Genomic DNA, 18,889 nt, shown 5'->3' with positions numbered 1-18,889 from the left:
ACCGTCACCCCCGCGAAAGCTGGGGCGCGGGCCGCCCTTGCCCCATTGAGACCCCAGCTTTCGCTGGGGTGACGGGCCGGCTCAGAAAATCCCCAGGAACTTCTTCTTCTGGCCCTTGCGCTCGTCTTTGGTCTTCTTGCCGTCCTCGGCCTTGGCCGTCGTGCCCTTGCCGACATCGTCGCGCGGCTTGCCATCCTTGGTGCGCTGTCCCTTGGCAGTCGCCCCGGCCAGGATCGGGCCGCATGCCGCACCTTCGGCGTCGCCGACATCGACGAACGCCAGGATGCCGGCGAGCGGCGTGGCCACCAGGCTAAGCCCCAGACCGACGCCGGCGCGGGCGAGCAATTGATTGCTGACTACGCTGATCCCCGGCTTGGAGAAATAGCCGTTGATTCCGACCGGCGATTGCCCGGCCAACACGCTGAACTTCTTGCTGTCGGCGCGGAAGGCGAGATCGAGCGCCTCGTTCTTGAAGCTGAACCCGCCGCGCCCGATCATCACGTTCTTGCGCGTATCGATCAGGATCGGATCGGCCGCCGCGATGCCGTTGCGCACGGTAAAGCCGATCAGCCCGCAATTGATCTGCACCGGCTCCTTCAACTTGCCCTGGAACAGGCGCTGCGCATAGGTGCCGACATCGAGTTCGGAGAGCTGGATATTGCGCGCCCAGAAGCTGCCCTGCGGCAGGATGATGGCGATCCGCCCATTGGCGGTGCTGAGCGAATCGTGCACCGTATCGCCGCGCCCGACGAGCTTGACCCGCGCCTTCACGGTGCCGGTCGTGCCCGCTTCCTCGACCCCCCAACCGGCGAGCAGCACGCCCATCGGCGTCGGCGCCAGGCGGATATCGTAATCGGTCAGTGCCGGGCGGCGGCGCGTGTTGATCACCACGTCGGCGGCAACCTTGCCGCGGGCCATGGTCATGGTCAGCGGCGACAGCGTCAGCACCGCATCCTTGAGCTTCAGCGTCAGCGCGATGTTGGAAATGGGCACGCTCCGCGACCGCACCTGCCCGACGCGGTAAGTGACATCGGCATCGAACGCCTTCATCGCCGCGACGTTGAGCGGCGCATCGGGCAATACGCGCGCCGGCGCCGCGCCGGTCGCGGCAGCGGCGGCGATCGCCCCGCGTGATGCGACGATATCCGGATTGTAGCCGATGAACGGCGCGACATCGACGATATCCAGCCGCCGCGTGGTCAACGCCGCCTCGATATGCACCTTGGGCTGGCTTTGCCGGACGGTGAAGCGCCCGGCGATATCGCTGTCGCCAAACCGCCCCTTCAGTCCGGTAAACTTATAGTCGATGCCGGTCTTCACCAGCTGCGCGTTGAGCCGGTAGGCGCGCGTGTCGGGCGTCAGCACACCAAGGATGGCGAGCAGCTCGGCCACGTTGCGCCCGCGCGCGGTGACCGCCAGCGGCACGTTCTCGATCTCGGCGACGCTCGGCAGCGTGCCGGTCATGTCGATCTGGTTACGCCCGGCAAAGGCACGCAGTTCGAGCTTGTTGGCGCCGCGCGCCGCCGTCTGGTTAGGCGAGAGCAATGCCCCGGTCAGCCGGAACGGCGTACCGCGCACCACGCCCTTGCCGGTAAAGCGCACCGCATCCTCGATTCGCGTGGCGCGCGACTTGATCGTCTCGAACGCCAGCGTGGTATCGAGCAACAGCTGCGTATCGAGATAACGCAGCGTCGTGCCGGCCACGGTGGCGCGACCGATCAGCGGCAATTCGAACGGCTTGCCGCCCTTGGTCTCGCTGAACGTCCAGGTGTTGCGATCATGCGCCGCATTCCATTCCAGATCGATCGCCGCGTCGGTCAGGTCGAGCCAGTGGAGCCGCCGCCGCCCGAACAGCAACGACAGGGGGGCGATCCGCGTGTCGATTCGCGCCGCTTCGAACAGATGCCGTTTCTGCGCCCAATCGGGGTTCGACACGCTGATCTTCTCGGCCAGCAGCTTGATATCGAACGGCGCGAAATAGAGCTGAAAATCGCCGCCAACTTTCACCTCGCGATGCGTCAGCTTGCCCGCGACCGATTCAAACGTGTGCTTGAGGAACCGCCCCTTGGTGATGAACAAGATCGCCCATACCGCTAAGATCGCGATCGCCAGCCATAGCAGGATGCGCTTGAGCCAGCCCCAAGGGGTATGCTTGCCATAGCGGCGCTGGTGCCAGGGTGTCGCAGCGGGCGGCGTGACCGCAGGTTCGGGTGCCGGCTCGGATTGGGTCGTTACGGGTATGTCAATCGCCATAGCGGCTGCAACCGGCGACCAAAGCGAATCGTTCCCCCATCCAACTTGGCGCCTTGCATTTCGTGCATCCGGCGGTTATGCGCCCCGCTCTTCCGCGAGTATAGAGGAACTGCCCGGCCGGTATGGGCTGCCGTGGCCGTTCATAAACGCTCCGCGAAACTGAAAGGACGAAAATGCCCAAACTCAAGACCAAGAGCGGCGTCAAAAAACGCTTCAAGCTCACTGCCACCGGGCTGCTGAAGCACGGCGTCGCCGGCAAGCGTCACCGCCTGCTGCATCACAATGGCAAGTATATCCGCCAGAATCGCGGCATGAAAGTGCTGTCCAAGGCCGATACGGCAACCGTTAAGGCGTGGGCGCCTTACGGTCTCGGCTGAGCGGAAAGGAATAGAATATGGCACGCGTCAAACGGGGTGTAACCACCCACGCCAAGCACAAGAAGATTCTCTCGCAGGCAAAGGGCTATTACGGCCGCCGCAAGAACACGATCCGCATCGCGCGGCAGGCCGTCGAAAAGGCCGGCCAGTATGCGTATCGCGATCGCAAGGTTAAGAAGCGCTCGTTCCGCGCATTGTGGATCCAGCGCATCAACGCTGCCGTCCGCATGGAAGGCCTGACCTACGGCACGTTCATGCACGGCGTAAAGCTCGCCGGGATCGAACTCGACCGCAAGGTCATGGCCGATCTCGCGATGCATGAGGCGGCTGCGTTTAGCGCCATCATTGCGCAGGCGAAGGCGGCTCTGCCCCAGGCCGCCTAAGGCGATCTGCGAGCAAGCGACATCGGGGGCGCGGGTGGTCTAGGCCACCCGCGCCCTTTTCGTTATCTCCAACGTCATTATGGATCCCCGCCTTCGCGGGGACGGAGTAGCAAGTGACCGATATCGACCAGCTGAAGACGGACCTCGTCGCCGCGATCCAGACCGCCAGCGGGCTCGACGCGCTGGAGGCGTGTCGCGTGCATGCGCTCGGCAAGCAGGGCGCGGTGACGGTGTTGCTCAAGACATTGGGCAAGATGTCGCCCGAGGAACGGCTGGTGCAGGGTCCGATCATCCAGGGCTTGCGCGAAGCGGTCACCGAGGCGGTCGCCGAGCGTAAAGACACGCTGGAGCGGGCCGATCTCGATGCGCGGCTGGCGCGCGAGACGCTCGACATGACTCTGCCCGCCGATGTGCCGCCCGCCGGCACGATCCACCCGGTCAGCCAGGTGATGGACGAATTGGCGGAGATCTTCGCCGATCTCGGCTTCGCCGTCGCCACCGGCCCCGAGATCGAGGACGACTGGCACAATTTCAGCGCGCTCAATATTCCCGAGACGCACCCCGCGCGCGCCATGCAGGATACCTTCTATCTCGCCGGCGAGCATGAGCCGCCGATGGTGCTGCGCACGCACACCTCGCCGGTGCAGATCCGCACCATGGTCGAAGTCGCACGCCGCTCGGGGAATGCGGGCGAGCCGATCCGCATCATCGCGCCGGGCCGCGTCTATCGCTCCGATTGGGATGCGACGCACACGCCGATGTTCCACCAGATCGAAGGGCTGGTGATCGACAAGGGGATCACGCTCGGCCATCTCAAATGGACGCTCGAGACGTTCCTGCGCGCTTTCTTCGAGCGCGACGATGTCGTGCTGCGCCTGCGGCCGAGCTATTTCCCCTTCACCGAGCCCTCGGCCGAAGTCGATGTCGGCTTCAGCCTCGACAAGGGCAAGCGCGTGATCGGCGGTTCCGATGGCTGGATGGAAGTGCTCGGCTCCGGCATGGTCCACCGCAAGGTGATCGAGGCGTGCGGGCTCGATCCCAACGAATGGCAGGGCTTCGCGTTCGGCTGCGGGATCGATCGCCTGGCGATGCTCAAATACGGCATCGACGATCTGCGCCCGGTGTTCGAAAGCGATGTGCGCTGGCTGAAGCATTATGGCTTCTCCGCGCTCGACGTGCCGACGCTGTCCGGCGGGGTGGGCGCATGATGCAAAACCCGACACGTCACCCCGCCCCCCATCGTCACCCCAGCGAAAGCTGGGGTCTCACCGTTGGCGCGTGCAACGCCCAGCCACACAAAGACCCCAGCCTTCGCTGGGGTGACGGGATTTTGTCATGAAGTTCACCCTCGACTGGCTCCGCCAGCACCTCGACACCAATGTCAGCCTCGACGAGATCGTCGACACGCTAACCCGCATCGGCCTCGAAGTCGAAGGCGTCGAGAATCCCGGCGCCAAGCTCGCCGCGTTCAAGGTTGCCAAGGTGCTCAGCGCCGAACGTCACCCGCAGGCCGACAAGCTGCAGATCCTGTCGGTCGATGCCGGTGACGGCCCGATGCAGGTCGTGTGCGGCGCGCCCAATGCCCGCGCCGGGCTGGTCGGCGTGTTCGGTGCGCCGGGGGCCTACGTCCCCGGCAGCGACATCACGCTGAAGGTCGCGGAGATTCGCGGTGTGGTGTCCAACGGCATGATGTGCTCGACGCGCGAGTTGGAGCTCGGCGAGGATCATGACGGCATCATCGAGCTGCCCGCCGACGCGCCGATCGGCACCTCCTATCCCGATTATGCCGGGCTCACCGATCCGGTCATCGACGTCAGCATCACGCCCAACAAGCAGGATTGCATGGGCGTGTACGGCATCGCGCGAGACTTGGCCGCGGCCGGTCTCGGCACGCTCATTGCGCTGAATGTCCCCGTCGTCATGGGCGAGGGCACCGGCCCCGACGTGCGCACTGACGATCCCGAAGGCTGCCCCGCGTTCTACGCGCAGTCGGTGAGCGGCGTCACCAATGGCGAGGCACCCGACTGGATGCGCCGCCGGCTTACCGCGATCGGCCAGAAGCCGATCTCCGCCTTGGTCGACATCACCAATTACGTGATGATCGATCTCGGTCGCCCCTTGCACGTCTATGACCGCGCCAAGCTCAGCGGCGGCCTCGTCGCGCGCAAAGCGGTGGCCGGCGAACAGGTGCTCGCGCTCAACGGCAAGACGTATACGCTCGCCGAGACGATGACGGTGATCGCCGACGACGCGCAGGTCCATGATATCGGCGGCATCATGGGCGGCGAGCATTCGGGCGTGTCAGAAACAACCACCGACGTGCTGATCGAATGCGCCTATTTCGATCCCGACGCGATCGCCCGCAGCGGCCAGAAGCTGGCGCTGACCAGCGATGCGCGCCAGCGCTTCGAGCGCGGCGTCAATCCGGCCTTCCTCGACGACGGCCTGGCTATCGCCACGGCGCTCGTGCGCGACATTTGCGGCGGCACCGCCAGCCAAGTGACTCGCGCCGGCAGCCCGCCAGTTGCGCCGCGCAACATCACCTACGATCCGGCGCTTGCCGAAACGCTCGGCGGCCTGGCCATCGCAGCCGAGCGCCAGCAGGAGATCCTGGAACGGCTCGGCTTCGTGGTCGACGCCGACTGGTCGGTGACGATCCCCAGCTGGCGCCGCGATGTCGACGGCCCCGCCGATCTGGTCGAGGAAGTGATCCGCATCGAGGGCATCGACAACGTGCCCTCTACGCCACTCCCGCGCCTGCCCGGCGTCGCCAAACCGACCGCCACGCCCGAACAGAAGCTCGAACGCCGCGTGCGCCGCGCCGCCGCCGCGCGCGGGCTCGACGAATCGGTCACCTGGAGCTTCCTGTCCGAAGCGCAGGCCGCGCCGTTCGGCGTTGGCGCCTGGACGCTCGCCAATCCGATCAGCGAAGAGCTCAAGGTGATGCGCCCGTCCTTATTGCCCGGCCTGCTTTCGGCAGCCGAACGCAATCTCAAGCACGGCGCGACCAGCGTGCGCCTGTTCGAGCTCGGCCGCCGCTACCTGGCCGACAAGGAGCGCGCCACGCTGGGGCTGGTGCTCGCCGGCGCCGCGCGTCCGCGCGGCTGGCGCGGTGGCAAGGCGACGAGTGCGGATGCGTTCGACGCCAAGGCCGAAGCGCTCGCCCTGCTCGCCGCCGCGGGCGCGCCGGTCGATAATCTGCAGGTCATGGGGGAAGCGGGCGATTGCTGGCATCCCGGCCAGTCCGGCACGCTGCGGCTGGGGCCCAAGACCGTGCTCGCCGCGTTCGGCATGGTCCATCCGAGCGTGCTCAAGGCGTTCGATCTTGATACGCCCGTCGCTGCGGTCGAACTCTATCTCGACGCTATCCCGCCCAAGCGCGCGTCTGGTTTCATGCGCCCCGCTTACACGCCGCCGGCACTGCAGGCAGTGACGCGCGACTTCGCCTTCCTGGTGCCGGCCGATCTGGCGGCGGATGCGCTGGTGCGCGCGGCGAAGGGTGCCGACAAGACGGCGATCACTGGCGCGCGGTTGTTCGACGTGTTTACCGGGGCTGGTGTCGAGGGAGGCAAGAAGAGCCTGGCGATCGAAGTGACGCTGCAGCCGACGGCAAAGAGCTTCACCGACGCCGAGCTGAAAGTGATTGCCGACAAGGTGGTAACGGCCGCAGCAAAACTTGGGGCGGCGCTGAGGGGCTAGATTTAGGGGCCCAATCACGTCAGTTTGCTGACGTGATTGGGAGATCGTCATGAGCGAGCAATTCTGTAATCAGGCAGGGGGAGTGCGCATCGCAGCTCGCCAAATCGATGAGTTGATCGGCATTGCTCGGGGTATCGCTGCCGACGGAGCACTCAACCAAACAGAAGCTGAATTTCTTCAGAAGTGGCTAGCCGCTAATTTGGACATAAGCGACCAACCTGTCGTGCGCACGCTCTATGCGCGGATCAATGACGTTCTCAGCGATGGCATACTTGAGGCCGACGAGGCACGCGATCTACTCGACACTCTCAACAGCTTTTCGAACCGAGATTTCGAACTCGGGGAGGTGCTGAAGGCGACGACGCTGCCGGTGTGCAATCCTGCGCCCTCACTGTTTTTCGACGGGCGCAGCTATTGTTTTACGGGAACGTTTAATTACGGCGGACGCAAGGAATGCGAGGGGAGTGTCATCAGCCGGGGCGCTAGAGCGGGATCATTGACGAAAAAGACCGACGTTTTGGTAATTGGCCTCTATGCGACCGAATCCTGGAAGCATTCTTCCTTCGGCAACAAAATCCTCAAGGCCTGCGAATGGCGCGACGATGGCATTCCTATCTCGATCGTTTCCGAACAGCATTGGATAAGCTTTCTTTGACCGAACCAGCCGACCTCATCACCATCAAATCCCCCAAGCTCACCGCCCGCATCAACCCTTTCGGCGCCGAGCTGACCTCGCTCACCGACCGGCAGGGCAAGGAGCTGATGACCGATGCCGATCCGGCGTTCTGGACCGGCCATGCCCCGATCCTGTTCCCGATCGTCGGCGCGCTGGCCGGCGATACGCTGCGCGTCGATGGCAAGAGCTACAAGATGGACAAGCACGGCTTTGCCCGCCGCAGCGACTTTGAAGTGGTCGACGTTCAGGCGCACCATGCCGTGTTCCGCCTCACCGACAGCGACAAGACGCGCAAATCCTATCCCTTCGCCTTCGCGCTCGAGCTGACCTATGCGCTGGAAGGCGCCACGCTCACCGTCACCGCCAAGATCGTCAACCGTGGCGATGCGCCGATGCCGGCGAGTTTCGGCTTTCACCCCGCTTTCGCCTGGCCGCTTCCTTATGGCGAACCACGCGAGGCGCACCGTATCTTGTTCGGCAAGCAGGAGCCGGGTGCGCTCAAGCGCATCGCCAAGGACGGGACGATTGCTTCCGACAGCCGCGAAAGCCCACTCGACGGCCGCTCGCTGCGCTTGCGCGACGATCTGTTCAGCGACGATGCGTTGGTCTGGGACCCGGTCGCTTCCTCGACGGTCACCTATGGCGCGTTCGGCGGCCCGACGCTGGACATTGCCTTCCCCGACACGCCGTCGCTCGGCATCTGGACCAAGCCCGGCGCGGCCTATGTGTGCATCGAGCCGTGGCACGGGACGGCGGATCCCTCAGGGTATGCCGGCGAATTCCGCGACAAGCCCGGCGTGTTCGAGATCGCTGCCGGGGCCGATAAGGCAATTACGATGCGCGTTACCCTGAACCCCTGAAGACGGGTTCGCGCAGAGGCGCAGAGAGCGCAGAGGTGTTCCGCGCGACAGCGGGTCTGGTGCGCCATCTCTGCGTCCTCCGCGCCTCTGCGCGAACCAATCATGCTGTCCCACATGCCACGCCGTCAGGTTGAGCAAACTGGCCCTACCCGCTAGGGCGCTTGACGATGACCCAAAGCTCAGACCGCCGCACCTTCGCGATCATTTCCCATCCCGATGCCGGCAAGACCACGCTGACCGAGAAACTGCTCTATTTCGGCGGCGCGATCCATCTCGCCGGCGAGGTCAAGGCGCGCGGGCAGAATCGCCGTGCGCGCTCCGACTGGATGAAGATCGAGCAGCAGCGCGGCATTTCCGTCACCTCCTCGGTGATGACGTTCGAGAAAGACGGGCTGACCTTCAACCTGCTCGACACACCGGGCCATGAGGACTTTTCCGAGGATACGTATCGCACGCTGACGGCGGTCGATTCCGCCGTCATGGTGATCGATGCGGCGCGCGGCATCGAGGCGCAGACGCGCAAATTGTTCGAGGTCTGCCGGCTGCGCTCGGTGCCGATCATCACCTTCATCAACAAGGTCGATCGCGAGGGCCGCCCGCCGTTCGAACTGCTCGACGAGATCGCCGATATCCTGCAGCTGGATGTCACGCCGATGAGCTGGCCGGTCGGCATGGGCAGCGATTTCGAGGGCGTGTACGATCTTCACGCCAACACGCTGAGCCAGCCCGAGGGGCCGAGCCGCGAGTTCATGGGCAAGTCGATCGCGTTCAGCGGGATGGACGATCCCAAGCTGGCGGCGACGATCTCCGCCGCCGGGCTCAAGACGCTCACCGACGAATCCGAGCTGGCGCTGGGCGGCTATGCCGAATTCGATGTCGAGCGCTATCGCGCCGGTGACCTGACGCCGGTCTATTTCGGCTCGGCGCTCAAGGATTTCGGCGTCGCCGAGCTGATCGAGGCGCTGGGCACGCACGCCCCCGGCCCGCGCCCGCAACCGGCCGAGCCCGCCCCGGTGACCCCGGACCGTGCCGACGTCACCGGCTTCATCTTCAAGGTCCAGGCCAATATGGACCCCAATCACCGCGATCGCATCGCCTTCATGCGGCTGTGCTCGGGCGTGTTCAAACGCGGCATGAAGCTGACCCCGACGGGCCACGGCAAGCCGATCGCAATTCACTCGCCGATCCTGTTCTTCGCGCAGAATCGCGAGCTGGCCGACGAGGCGTTTCCCGGCGACATCATCGGCATCCCCAATCACGGCACGTTGCGCGTCGGCGATACGATGAGCGAGCGCGCCGATGTGCGCTTCACCGGCCTGCCCAATTTCGCACCCGAAATCCTGCGCCGCGTCGCGCTGAAGGATCCGACCAAGACCAAGCAGTTGCGCAAAGCGCTCGACGACATGGCCGAGGAAGGCGTGACGCAGGTCTTCTATCCCGAGATCGGATCGAACTGGATCATCGGCGTGGTCGGGCAGCTGCAGCTGGAGGTTCTGCTCAGCCGCTTGGAAGCGGAGTATAAGGTCGATGCCGGGCTGGAAATGGCGCCATACGACACCGCGCGCTGGGTCTCGGCGGAGGATCCCGCCGATTTGAAGGCATTCGTAGACATCAACCGCAACCAGCTGGCCAAGGATCGCGACGGCAATCCGGTGTATATGGCGCGCACCGCCTGGGACGTGGGGTACGTGTCGGATCGCTATCCGAAAGTGAAGTTCGCGGCGACACGGGAACGGTAGGCTACGACCAACCCGTCATTCCCACGCAGGCGGGGCCCCATCGTCTTCGCCACCGGAATGGCGGCGCGACGGCAGCCGATATGGGTTCCCGCCTGCGCGGAATGACGAGCAGCGGGAATCTTAGGCCGCCGGCTCGTCGATCCAATCCTTGCGCAACGGTTTCACCGCCAGGAATGCCAGGATCGTCGCCAGCATGTAGAAGCACGCCACCGCCACCGCCGAATAGCGCAGCGCATCCGCCCCAAAGCTCACTTTCAGCGCATCGGACAACGCGCCGATCGCGAACGATCCCACCCCCAGCCCGATCAGATTGTTGATCAGCAGGAAGCTTGCCGAGGCAGTCGCGCGCATATGCGGCGGCACGAGATGCTGCACGGCCGTCGTGATCGGGCCGAGCCACAATATGTTGAGCGCATTGGGGATGAGCAGGAAGGCCCAGGCGATCCACGGTGAGGGCGACAGGAAGCCGGCGATGAACAGCGGCCCCGTGATCAGCCAGGCAAACGCCGGCAGCTTGGCGTAATTGCCGCGATCGCCGCCCAGCTTGTCGGCCAGCACACCGCCCAGAAACACGCCGCTTGCCCCGCCGATCAGTAGCAGCGAGGCGAAGTAGAGCGATGTGGTCGGCAGATCGAAGCCATAGGAACGGATCAGCAGTGAGGGCACCCAGAAGGCCAGGCCATAGCCTGCCAGGCTGCTCATTGAGGCGGCAAAGGCCATCAGCCAGAAGCTCGGCTTCTTGGCCAGGATCGCGAACACCGCGCTGACCGGCGCGCGCCCGACCGGCGCTGCTGCGCGCGGCGGTTCCTTCACGATCCAGCGGAAGATCGGCGCGATGATGATGCCGGCCACGCCGACCACGATGAACGCGGCGCGCCAATCGACATAGGTGGCGATGAATGCGCCGAGCAACGTGCCTGCGGCGAGCCCGATCGGAATGCCCATCGAATAGATGCCGAGCGCCCGCGCGCGGCGTTCGGGCGGAAAGTAATCGGCAATCAGCGCGTAGGACGGTGCCACCCCGCCCGCCTCGCCAACGCCGACGCCCAGGCGGAACAAGAACATTTGCGTGAAATTGGTCGCCACGCCGCACAAAGCGGTGAACAGGCTCCACACCGTCAGGCTGATGGTGATCACCCACGAACGGCTGGTGCGATCGGCGATCAGCGCCAGCGGGATGGCCAATGTGGAATAGAGGATCGCGAACGCCGTGCCGCCGAGCAGCCCCAATTGCGTATCGCTGAGGCCCAGTTCGGCCTTGATCGGCTGCACCAGGATGCCGAGGATCTGCCGGTCGAGAAAGTTGAACGTGTAGACCAATAGCAGCATGGCCAGCACGAGCGCGCTATACCCCGCAGTCGGTTTGGCTGCTGGCATTGCGGTATCGGTCATCAAGCGCTCTCCCGGGCGATCGTCCGGGCGCGGATCGTTGCCGCGCCCGAACCCTTCATGGCGGGCGGCCCTGCGGCCGTCCATTCAGAATTTCGCGGTGAAGGTCGCGAACACCTGGCGGGGATTGCCGTAATAAGCGGTGAGCACGCCGGCACCGCCGAGTGTCGGCACCAGCGCGCCGGCGCCGTTGCGCAGGAAATCGCCGGTATCGGGATTCTGCGCCAGGAAGTTATAGCCCGAGACGATATATTGCTTGTCCGTCAGGTTCTTGCCGTGGACGCCGATCGAGAAGCGATCGTTGATATTGTACACGATGTTGGCGTCGAGCAGCGCGTAGCCAGGCTGGTCGAGGCCGGGCGTGCGCAGTTCGAATTGCTGCGAATCGCTGCGGTACGACAGCGTGGAGCTGAGATCGACCGAGCCCTCGCCGATCGGCTGGGTGAAGGCGATCGTACCGCTGGCGGTGAGATCCGGCGTGTTCTGGAATTTCCGCCGCGACGCGACGTCGATGCCGCGCGCATCGATGAACCGCGTATATTTGGCATCGAGATAGCCGACCGTGCCGGCTAGGCTCAGCCGCTGGCCATCGGCGCCGCGCAGCACGACGAGATTCGCTTCCGCTTCCACCCCGTTGATCCGGGCCCGCCCGGCATTGGTGGTGATGCCGATAAAGGTCTGCACCCCGCCGACCGTCTGGCCGACCGAGCCCGGCACCTGCACGTCGCTATATTTGGAATGGAAGCCCGACAGCGCCAGCGTCAGCCGCCGATCGAACATCGATGCCTTATAGCCGATCTCGTAGCTTTCGACCGTCTCGGGATCGAACGACAGGAAATTGTAGATATCGTCCTGATCGCCCCCTGCGCCGTTGATCCCGTTGCCGTTGAGATCGGGTGCCGCCGTGCCCACGCCGCGCGGATCGAAGCCGCCGCCCTTGAAGCCCTTGGCATAGCTTGCATAGAGCAGATGATCCTGCGCCGGCTTGAAGCTGATCGAGGCGCGCGGGGTGAATTTGGCAAAATCCGCCGTGCCGCGGAAATCGGTCTGCCGCGCGATCGGCGCGCTGGTCCCGCCGAAATATGGCGAGGCGCCGAGATAGACGTTGCGCTGGACCTGTGAACGGCGCGTATCCCACGTATATCGCCCACCCACCGAGACGCTCAATTGCGGCGTGATATCGTAAGTCGCGTCGCCGAAGATCGCGACGGTATCGGTGCGCACATCGCCGTAGGTCAGCGCAGTGACCGTGCCGGGCAGCCGCACGTCGAACACGGTCGTCGCTTCGGCATCGAGATAATAGAGGCCGGCGAGCAGATTGAACGGGCCGGTATCGACCAGCAATTGCACTTCCTGGCTGAACTGCTTGTTATTGTAGAAAGCGGGCACGTCGACATCGACGGCGGGCAGCGCATCGAAATCGATCGGCGTGGCGCTGTCATCCTTGCGATAGCCGGTGATCGAGCGGAACGTCAGCCAGTCGTTCGGCTTGACCTCGGCGAACAGCGACCCGCCATAGGCCTCGACCGATTGTTTCGGCGCGACCAGGGCGCCGCGGCTGTCATAGACATCGTCCAGCACCGGGAAGGACGCGCTGTTGAGCGCCGGGATCAGGCGGTGGCCGCCGCGCGTGTTGCTATTGTCCTTGGTATAGTCGCCGGACAGGCGGAAGAAGGCGCTGTCGCTGGGATCATATTGCAGCGTGCCGCGCGCGCCCCACAGATCCTTGTTGTAATTCTCCTGCCCCGTGGTGAGGTTGTCGCCGAACCCGCCACGGCTGAGCCGCGCCACCGCCGCGCCGATCTTGAAGCCGGAATTGCCCAGCGGCGTGCTCGCGCTGATTACGCCGTCGGCCTGGTTATAGCTGCCATAGCTGGCGCGCACGTTGAGCGTGGGATCGTCGCCGATACGGCGCGTGACATATTTCACCGCGCCGCCGATCGTGTTGCGACCATACAGCGTGCCCTGTGGGCCGCGCAGCACCTCGATCCGCTCGACGTCGTAGATATCGAGCACCGCGGCCTGCGGACGATTGAGATAGACGTCGTCGAGATAGATGCCGACGCCCGCTTCGAACCCGGCGACCGGATCCTGCTGGCCGACGCCACGGATGAAGGCGCTGAGCGTGGAGTTGGTGCCGCGCGACACTTCCAGCGTAACGTTGGGGGTGACGCTGGCAATGTCGGTGATGTCGATCGATCCGGCGGCTTCCAGTTGAGCGCCGGAAAAGGCCGTGATCGCCACCGGCACGTCGATCAGCCGTTCCTCGCGGCGGCGCGCGGTCACGACGATATCGCCATCGGTCGCCGCATCGTCGACGCTGACGGGCGCATCGACCGGCGCGTCTTGCGCCCGGGCCGGTAGCGCGCCGAGTGCGAGCAAGGCGACGCTGGCATTGAGCAGCAGGCGCGCGGACGTATGACGTGACATGATGATCCTCCCCAATAGGCGCCCCGCTTGACGTGCGGCCGGTGATCCGGGTTGTGCGCTGTTGGATCAGACTATACTGAAACCTGAACCAGGTTTCAACTTGGCTTTGGGGAGGGATCGAAATAATGTCGCAGGAGGGTATCGACCCGCCGCTGCCGCCCCGTGATCGGGACGATGCGGCGGGGGAAGGCAAGACGCCGCGCACCGAGCGCGGGCGTCGGACGATGCGCGCCATTCTCGACGCCGCCGCGCTGGAATTCGGCGAGCGCGGTTTTCATGACGCGTCGATCAGCGGCATCACGCGGCGCGCCGGCGTCGCGCTGGGCAGTTTCTACACCTATTTCGATTCCAAGGACGCGGTGTTCCGCGCCCTGGTGCGCGACATGTCGGATCAGGTGCGCGATCATGTCGCGCCCGGCATCCGTGCCGCGCCGGACCAGCTTGCCGCCGAACATGCCGGCCTGCGTGATTTCATCGGCTTCGTGCGCGACCACAAGGAATTGTACCGCATCATCGACGAATCGGAGTTCGTCGATCCCGACAGTTTCCGGCTCCATTACGCCACCACTGCGGAGCGCATCGCCGCGCGGTTGACCGCCGGCGCCGCGCGGGGCGAAATCCGCGCCGATGTGTCGGAGGTGCACGCCTGGGCGCTGATGGGGATCAACGTGTTCCTGGGGTTACGCTATGGGGTGTGGTCCGACGATGTATCGGCGGAGGATGTCGCGGATACGGTGGCCGATATGCTGGCCAACGGCATTGGCGCGCGCTGATTGACGGGTGGCTTACGCCTGGTCCTTGTCCAGTGCGTCGGCCAGATCATCGCGCAGCGCCTGCAACGCCTCGACATCCACCGCCTTCGCCGCGCCGGCGATGGGGCGCTTACGTTCGGCGGCGAGCAGTTTCTGGACGCCGCGAATGGTATAGCCTTCCGGCCCGAGCAGGCTGCTGATGCGCAGCACCAGGGCGACATCGGCGGGGCGATAATAACGCCGATTGCCGGCGCGCTGCAGCGGCCGGAGTTCGGGAAAGCGCGTTTCCCAATAACGCAGGATATGCTGCGGCAAGCCCGTCTCGCGCGACAGTTCGCCGATCGTCCGGAACGCGCCCGCCGCCTTGTCGGGTGCGCCGGGCAACGCCACGGTCAGCCGCCGCTGACGATGCGATCGCGCATCATTTGGCTGGCGCGGAACGTCAGCACGCGGCGCGGCGCGATCGGCACTTCGATACCGGTCTTGGGATTGCGGCCGACGCGTTCGCCCTTGTCGCGCAGCACGAACGTGCCGAAGCCGGAAATCTTGACGTTCTCGCCCTTGGACAGCGATTCGCACATATGGGTGAGGATATCTTCGACCAGCTTCGACGAATCGGCGCGCGACAGCCCCACCTGATGATGCAGCGCTTCAGCCAGATCGGCTCTCGTCAAAGTACCCGCGGACGCCAATGCGCTCCCCCTTATCGCAAACGTGGCAGAGACACTGCCTAACACAATGACGGTATTGTCGTGAAGAGCCTAGCTGAGGGGATGCGCGACGGCCCGAATCAGAACCGGACGACGCTGGCGCCCCAGGTGAAACCGCCGCCCATCGCTTCCAGCACGATCAGTTGCCCGGGCTTGATGCGCCCGTCGCGCACGGCCGTGTCGAGCGCCAACGGCACAGACGCAGCGGACGTATTGGCGTGCTGATCGACCGTCACCACGACCTTGCCGGGCGCCAGCCCGAGCTTACGCGCGGTGGCATCGAGGATGCGGGCATTGGCCTGATGCGGCACGACCCAATCGACCTGATCCGCGCTGAGCCCGGCAATGGCGAGCGATTCGCCCATCACATTGGCCAGATTGGTCACCGCGTGGCGGAATACCTCGCGGCCCTTCATGCGCACCTTGCCGACCGTGCCGGTGGTCGACGGCCCACCATCGACATACAGAAGTTCGTTATGGCGGCCGTCGGCGTGCAACTTGGTCGCCAGCACGCCGCGCCCGTCGCTGTCAGCGCTTTCCTGCGCTTCCAATAAAACCGCACCCGCCCCGTCGCCAAACAACACGCACGTGGTGCGATCCTCCCAGTCGAGGATGCGGCTGAACGTCTCGGCGCCGATCACCAAAGCGCATTTATGCCCGCCAGCGCGAATCATGCTGTCGGCGACCTGCAGCGCATAAAGGAAGCCGGAGCAGACCGCGGCGACGTCGAACGCGACGCAATCGTCAATGCCGAGCATCGCCTGCACCTTAGTGGCGCTGGCGGGGAAGGTCTGGTCGGGCGTGGCAGTGGCCAACACGATCAGGTCGACGTCCTGCGCCGACCGGCCGGCGGCGCCCAGCGCCGCCTTGCACGCATCGGCGGCCAGCGTCGCGGTGGTCTCGTCCGGGCCGGCGATATGGCGGAAACGGATCCCGGTGCGCTCGACGATCCACTCGTCGGTCGTATCGACGGTCTCGGCCAGTTCGGCATTGGACACGCGCCGCGCCGGCAGCGCCGACCCGGTACCGATAATCACGCTACGAATCATGCCGCCGCCTTGGGAACGAGCATGCCCGCTTCCGCTTCGAAATTGCCGAGATCTTCGCTGATCCGCCGCGTCAGATCATCGCGCACCATCTTGGCAGCGGCGGCGATCGCGGTGGCCACGCCCAGTTCGGTGGCGCCGCCATGGCTTTTCACGACAATGCCGTTGAGCCCGAGAAAGACCGCGCCGTTATGGACGTTGGGATCGAGATGGTGGCGCAGCAGATCGGTTGCCGGCTTGGAGATCAGGAAACCGATCTTCGAGCGAATCGACGAGCTGAACGCGCGCTTGAGCAGATCGGCGACGAAACGCGCCGTGCCCTCGGCCGTCTTCAGCGCGATATTGCCGGAAAAGCCGTCGCACACGATCACATCGACATCGCCGCGCGAGAGCTTGTCGCCCTCGATATAGCCGGTGAAGGTCATCGGCAGATGCGTCGCGGCCTTCAGCGCCTGCGCGGCATCGCGAATCTCGTCTGTGCCCTTCTGATCCTCGCTGCCGATGTTGAGCAAGGCGACTCGCGGGGACGCGAGCTCCAGTGTGGTGCGGGCATAAGCCGCGCCCATCACCGCGAACTGCACCAGGTTGCGCGTGTCGCACTCGGTATTGGCGCCGAGATCGAGCACGACCACGTCATTGTCGCCAAGCGTGGGCAGCATCGCGGCGAGCGCCGGACGATCGATGCCCGGCAACATGCGCAGCGACAGCTTGGCCATCGCCATCAGCGCGCCGGTATTGCCCGAGGACACGGCAGCGCCGGCCTTGCCGCGCTTCACCAGATCGATGGCGATGCCCATCGACGTCGTCTTCGCGCGCCGCAGCGCCTGGCTCGGCTTGTCGCTCGAACCGACGACTTCCGGCGCGTGGACGATCTCGGAATTGGCGGTCAGGTTGGGATGCGACTGCAGGCCTTCGCGGATCTGCGCCTCATCCCCGACAAGGATGAAGCGCATGTCCGGGAAGTTGTGACGCGCGCGCGCGACACCGGCCAGCATGACCGCCAGCCCCTTGTCGCCGCCCATCGCATCGACGGCAATCCGGGAACTATCGGTCACGTCGATTCCGTTCCTGAGCTGGCTCAGCCTTCGACCGAGATGATCTCGCGACCGTTATAATGGCCGCACGACGCGCACAGATTGTGCGGGCGCTTCAGTTCGCCGCAATTCGGGCATTCCTGGAACGACGCTACCGTGAGCGAATCATGTGAACGACGCATGCCGCGCTTGGACGGCGTGGTTTTTCTTTTGGGGACGGCCATTTCGGCGAAACCTTGTGCTTGATCGGTGTATATTGCGCCAACCGGTCGAGGGTTCCACGCAACCGACATTAAGTCGGCCGCAATGGCATCAGCGGCCGGACGCTCGCGAAGCGTTGCGCCTATAGCGATTCCTGCCGGCGTTGCAAGCCGCTGCGGCAATCGCCAGGATGGCGGGCGAGACATATCTGGGGGAAAATCATGCAGACCATCACCTTACCGATCACCTTGGCGACGACCGGCGGCGCAGCGATCATCGCCCTGTGGCTGGGGCTGCGCGCGGGGCAGACACGCGCCAAGGCGAAGGTCGACATCGGCGATGGCGGCGATGCCATGCTGATCGCGCGGATGCGCGCCCAGGCCAATTACGTCGAATATGCGCCGTTCATCGTCGCGCTGATTGCGGTGCTGGAATTTACGACCGGCAGCTCGACCTGGCTGTGGATCGCGGCGATTCTGTTTCTGGTGGCGCGTGTGCTGCATCCGCTGGGCATGGACGGGCTGAAAGGCGCGCGGATGATCGGCATATTGATCACCTTCCTGCTGCTGCTCGCGCTGGGCGGCTATGCCATCGCGCTGCCGCTGATCGACCATTATGGCGCGCCACGCGGCGCGGTGGAGGCGGTCCCCGCGGCCGGGTGAGCCGCCCTACCCCGTCGCGCCCTCGCCGACGAACGGGTTGTGCTTGCGTTCGTGGCCGAACGTGCTGGTCGGGCCGTGGCCGGGCAGGAACGTGGTATCGTCGCCGAGCGGCCACAGCTTGGTGACGATCGAGTCGACCAGATCGGCATGGCTGCTGCGCGGGAAATCGGTGCGGCCGACCGAGCCCTGGAACAAGACGTCGCCGACCAGCGCCAGCTTCGATTCGGGATGGTGGAAGATGACGTGGCCGGGCGTGTGGCCGGGCGTTTCGTAGACATGCAGCGTGAGGTTACCGACCGTTACCGTGTCGCCCTCGACCAGCCAGCGATCGGGCACGAAGGCCTTGCCGCCCATGATGCCGAATCGCTTGCCGTCTTCGGCGAGCGTTTCGAGCAGGAAGAGATCGGCCTCGTGCGGGCCCTCGATCGGCACGTTCAATTGCTCGGCGAGCGGCTTGGCTTCGCCGCAATGATCGAAATGGCCGTGCGTGAGGATGATCTTCTCGATCGTCACATTATGCTGTGCGGCCGCCGCCGTGAGCTTGGGCAGATCGCCGCCGGGATCGACGAACGCGCCGCGCATCGTCTCCGTGCACCAGAGCAACGTACAATTCTGCTGCAACGGCGTGACGGGGATGATTGCAGCGCGGAGCGGGGGATTGGCCATGCCGAGCGAAAT

The 18,889-nt window shown here is 64.9% G+C and carries 18 protein-coding genes; 9 read left to right on the top strand and 9 right to left on the bottom strand.

The genetic code is table 11. The annotated features are described in order from the left end of the window. Positions 1–81: 81 nt before the first annotated feature. Complete coding sequence (locus U1739_RS09620) at positions 82–2,253, bottom strand: AsmA family protein (protein ID WP_332707181.1); 2,172 nt, start codon at positions 2,251–2,253, stop codon at positions 82–84. Between the two features lie 173 nt (positions 2,254–2,426). Here U1739_RS09620 and rpmI point away from each other — a divergent pair, with 173 nt between their 5' ends. From rpmI to U1739_RS09585, 7 genes are all read left to right on the top strand, one after another. Then, positions 2,427–2,630: a 50S ribosomal protein L35 gene (gene rpmI, locus U1739_RS09615; RefSeq protein WP_261293860.1), complete on the top strand. Its 204-nt coding sequence runs from the start codon at positions 2,427–2,429 to the stop codon at positions 2,628–2,630. Between the two features lie 17 nt (positions 2,631–2,647). Continuing rightward, positions 2,648–3,013, top strand: coding sequence for a 50S ribosomal protein L20 (gene rplT, locus U1739_RS09610; protein ID WP_261293861.1), 366 nt, complete (start codon positions 2,648–2,650; stop codon positions 3,011–3,013). 113 nt (positions 3,014–3,126) lie between these two features. Continuing rightward, positions 3,127–4,221, top strand: a complete 1,095-nt coding sequence (gene pheS, locus U1739_RS09605; RefSeq protein ID WP_332707178.1) for a phenylalanine--tRNA ligase subunit alpha — start codon at positions 3,127–3,129, stop codon at positions 4,219–4,221. 127 nt (positions 4,222–4,348) lie between these two features. Further along, positions 4,349–6,712 carry a phenylalanine--tRNA ligase subunit beta gene (gene pheT / locus U1739_RS09600; RefSeq protein WP_332707175.1) on the top strand — a complete coding sequence of 788 codons (2,364 nt, stop codon included), beginning with the start codon at positions 4,349–4,351 and terminating at the stop codon, positions 6,710–6,712. 49 nt (positions 6,713–6,761) lie between these two features. Continuing rightward, positions 6,762–7,367, top strand: coding sequence for a BRCT domain-containing protein (locus U1739_RS09595; protein WP_332707172.1), 606 nt, complete (start codon positions 6,762–6,764; stop codon positions 7,365–7,367). Continuing rightward, a complete protein-coding gene (locus U1739_RS09590; RefSeq protein WP_332707169.1) occupies positions 7,364–8,248 on the top strand; it encodes an aldose 1-epimerase family protein in 885 nt (294 codons plus the stop codon). The genes U1739_RS09595 and U1739_RS09590 overlap by 4 nt, the downstream gene beginning before the upstream one ends. Positions 8,249–8,415: 167 nt before the next feature. Further along, positions 8,416–9,987, top strand: a complete 1,572-nt coding sequence (locus tag U1739_RS09585) for a peptide chain release factor 3 (protein WP_332707166.1) — start codon at positions 8,416–8,418, stop codon at positions 9,985–9,987. A 120-nt stretch (positions 9,988–10,107) separates the two neighbouring features. Here the strand turns inward: U1739_RS09585 and U1739_RS09580 are convergent, their stop codons facing one another. Continuing rightward, positions 10,108–11,379, bottom strand: coding sequence for a spinster family MFS transporter (locus tag U1739_RS09580; protein ID WP_332707163.1), 1,272 nt, complete (start codon positions 11,377–11,379; stop codon positions 10,108–10,110). 84 nt (positions 11,380–11,463) lie between these two features. Further along, positions 11,464–13,806 carry a TonB-dependent receptor gene (locus tag U1739_RS09575; protein WP_332707160.1) on the bottom strand — a complete coding sequence of 781 codons (2,343 nt, stop codon included), beginning with the start codon at positions 13,804–13,806 and terminating at the stop codon, positions 11,464–11,466. A gap of 125 nt (positions 13,807–13,931) precedes the next feature. On the opposite strand from U1739_RS09575, the gene U1739_RS09570 reads away from it, so the two are divergent. Continuing rightward, positions 13,932–14,579 carry a TetR/AcrR family transcriptional regulator gene (locus tag U1739_RS09570; RefSeq protein WP_332707157.1) on the top strand — a complete coding sequence of 216 codons (648 nt, stop codon included), beginning with the start codon at positions 13,932–13,934 and terminating at the stop codon, positions 14,577–14,579. A gap of 12 nt (positions 14,580–14,591) precedes the next feature. Here U1739_RS09570 and U1739_RS09565 read toward each other — a convergent pair whose 3' ends face one another. The 5 genes from U1739_RS09565 to rpmF form a co-directional block, all read right to left on the bottom strand. Beyond that, positions 14,592–14,948 (bottom strand): MerR family transcriptional regulator, encoded by a 357-nt coding sequence (locus U1739_RS09565; RefSeq protein WP_443025530.1) that lies wholly within the window; start codon positions 14,946–14,948, stop codon positions 14,592–14,594. Between the two features lie 2 nt (positions 14,949–14,950). After that, positions 14,951–15,250 (bottom strand): integration host factor subunit alpha, encoded by a 300-nt coding sequence (locus U1739_RS09560; RefSeq protein ID WP_332707154.1) that lies wholly within the window; start codon positions 15,248–15,250, stop codon positions 14,951–14,953. Positions 15,251–15,348: 98 nt separating this feature from the next. Next, the gene (locus U1739_RS09555) at positions 15,349–16,317 is read right to left on the bottom strand and encodes a beta-ketoacyl-ACP synthase III (protein ID WP_332707151.1); all 969 of its coding nucleotides are present in this window, start codon (positions 16,315–16,317) and stop codon (positions 15,349–15,351) included. Next, entirely contained in the window at positions 16,314–17,369 is a 1,056-nt protein-coding gene (plsX, locus tag U1739_RS09550) for a phosphate acyltransferase PlsX (protein ID WP_332707148.1), read from the bottom strand. The genes U1739_RS09555 and plsX overlap by 4 nt, the downstream gene beginning before the upstream one ends. Positions 17,370–17,392: 23 nt before the next feature. After that, positions 17,393–17,572, bottom strand: a complete 180-nt coding sequence (gene rpmF, locus U1739_RS09545; protein ID WP_261293657.1) for a 50S ribosomal protein L32 — start codon at positions 17,570–17,572, stop codon at positions 17,393–17,395. Between the two features lie 198 nt (positions 17,573–17,770). Here rpmF and U1739_RS09540 point away from each other — a divergent pair, with 198 nt between their 5' ends. Further along, positions 17,771–18,211 (top strand): MAPEG family protein, encoded by a 441-nt coding sequence (locus U1739_RS09540; RefSeq protein ID WP_332707146.1) that lies wholly within the window; start codon positions 17,771–17,773, stop codon positions 18,209–18,211. A 6-nt stretch (positions 18,212–18,217) separates the two neighbouring features. Here the strand turns inward: U1739_RS09540 and U1739_RS09535 are convergent, their stop codons facing one another. Beyond that, entirely contained in the window at positions 18,218–18,877 is a 660-nt protein-coding gene (locus tag U1739_RS09535; RefSeq protein ID WP_332707143.1) for an MBL fold metallo-hydrolase, read from the bottom strand. Positions 18,878–18,889 lie beyond the last annotated feature (12 nt).

The sequence above is a fragment of the Parasphingomonas puruogangriensis genome, from assembly GCF_036663635.1.
Lineage (GTDB): Bacteria > Pseudomonadota > Alphaproteobacteria > Sphingomonadales > Sphingomonadaceae > Sphingomonas.
This window is presented reverse-complemented; position numbering and strand designations above follow the sequence as displayed.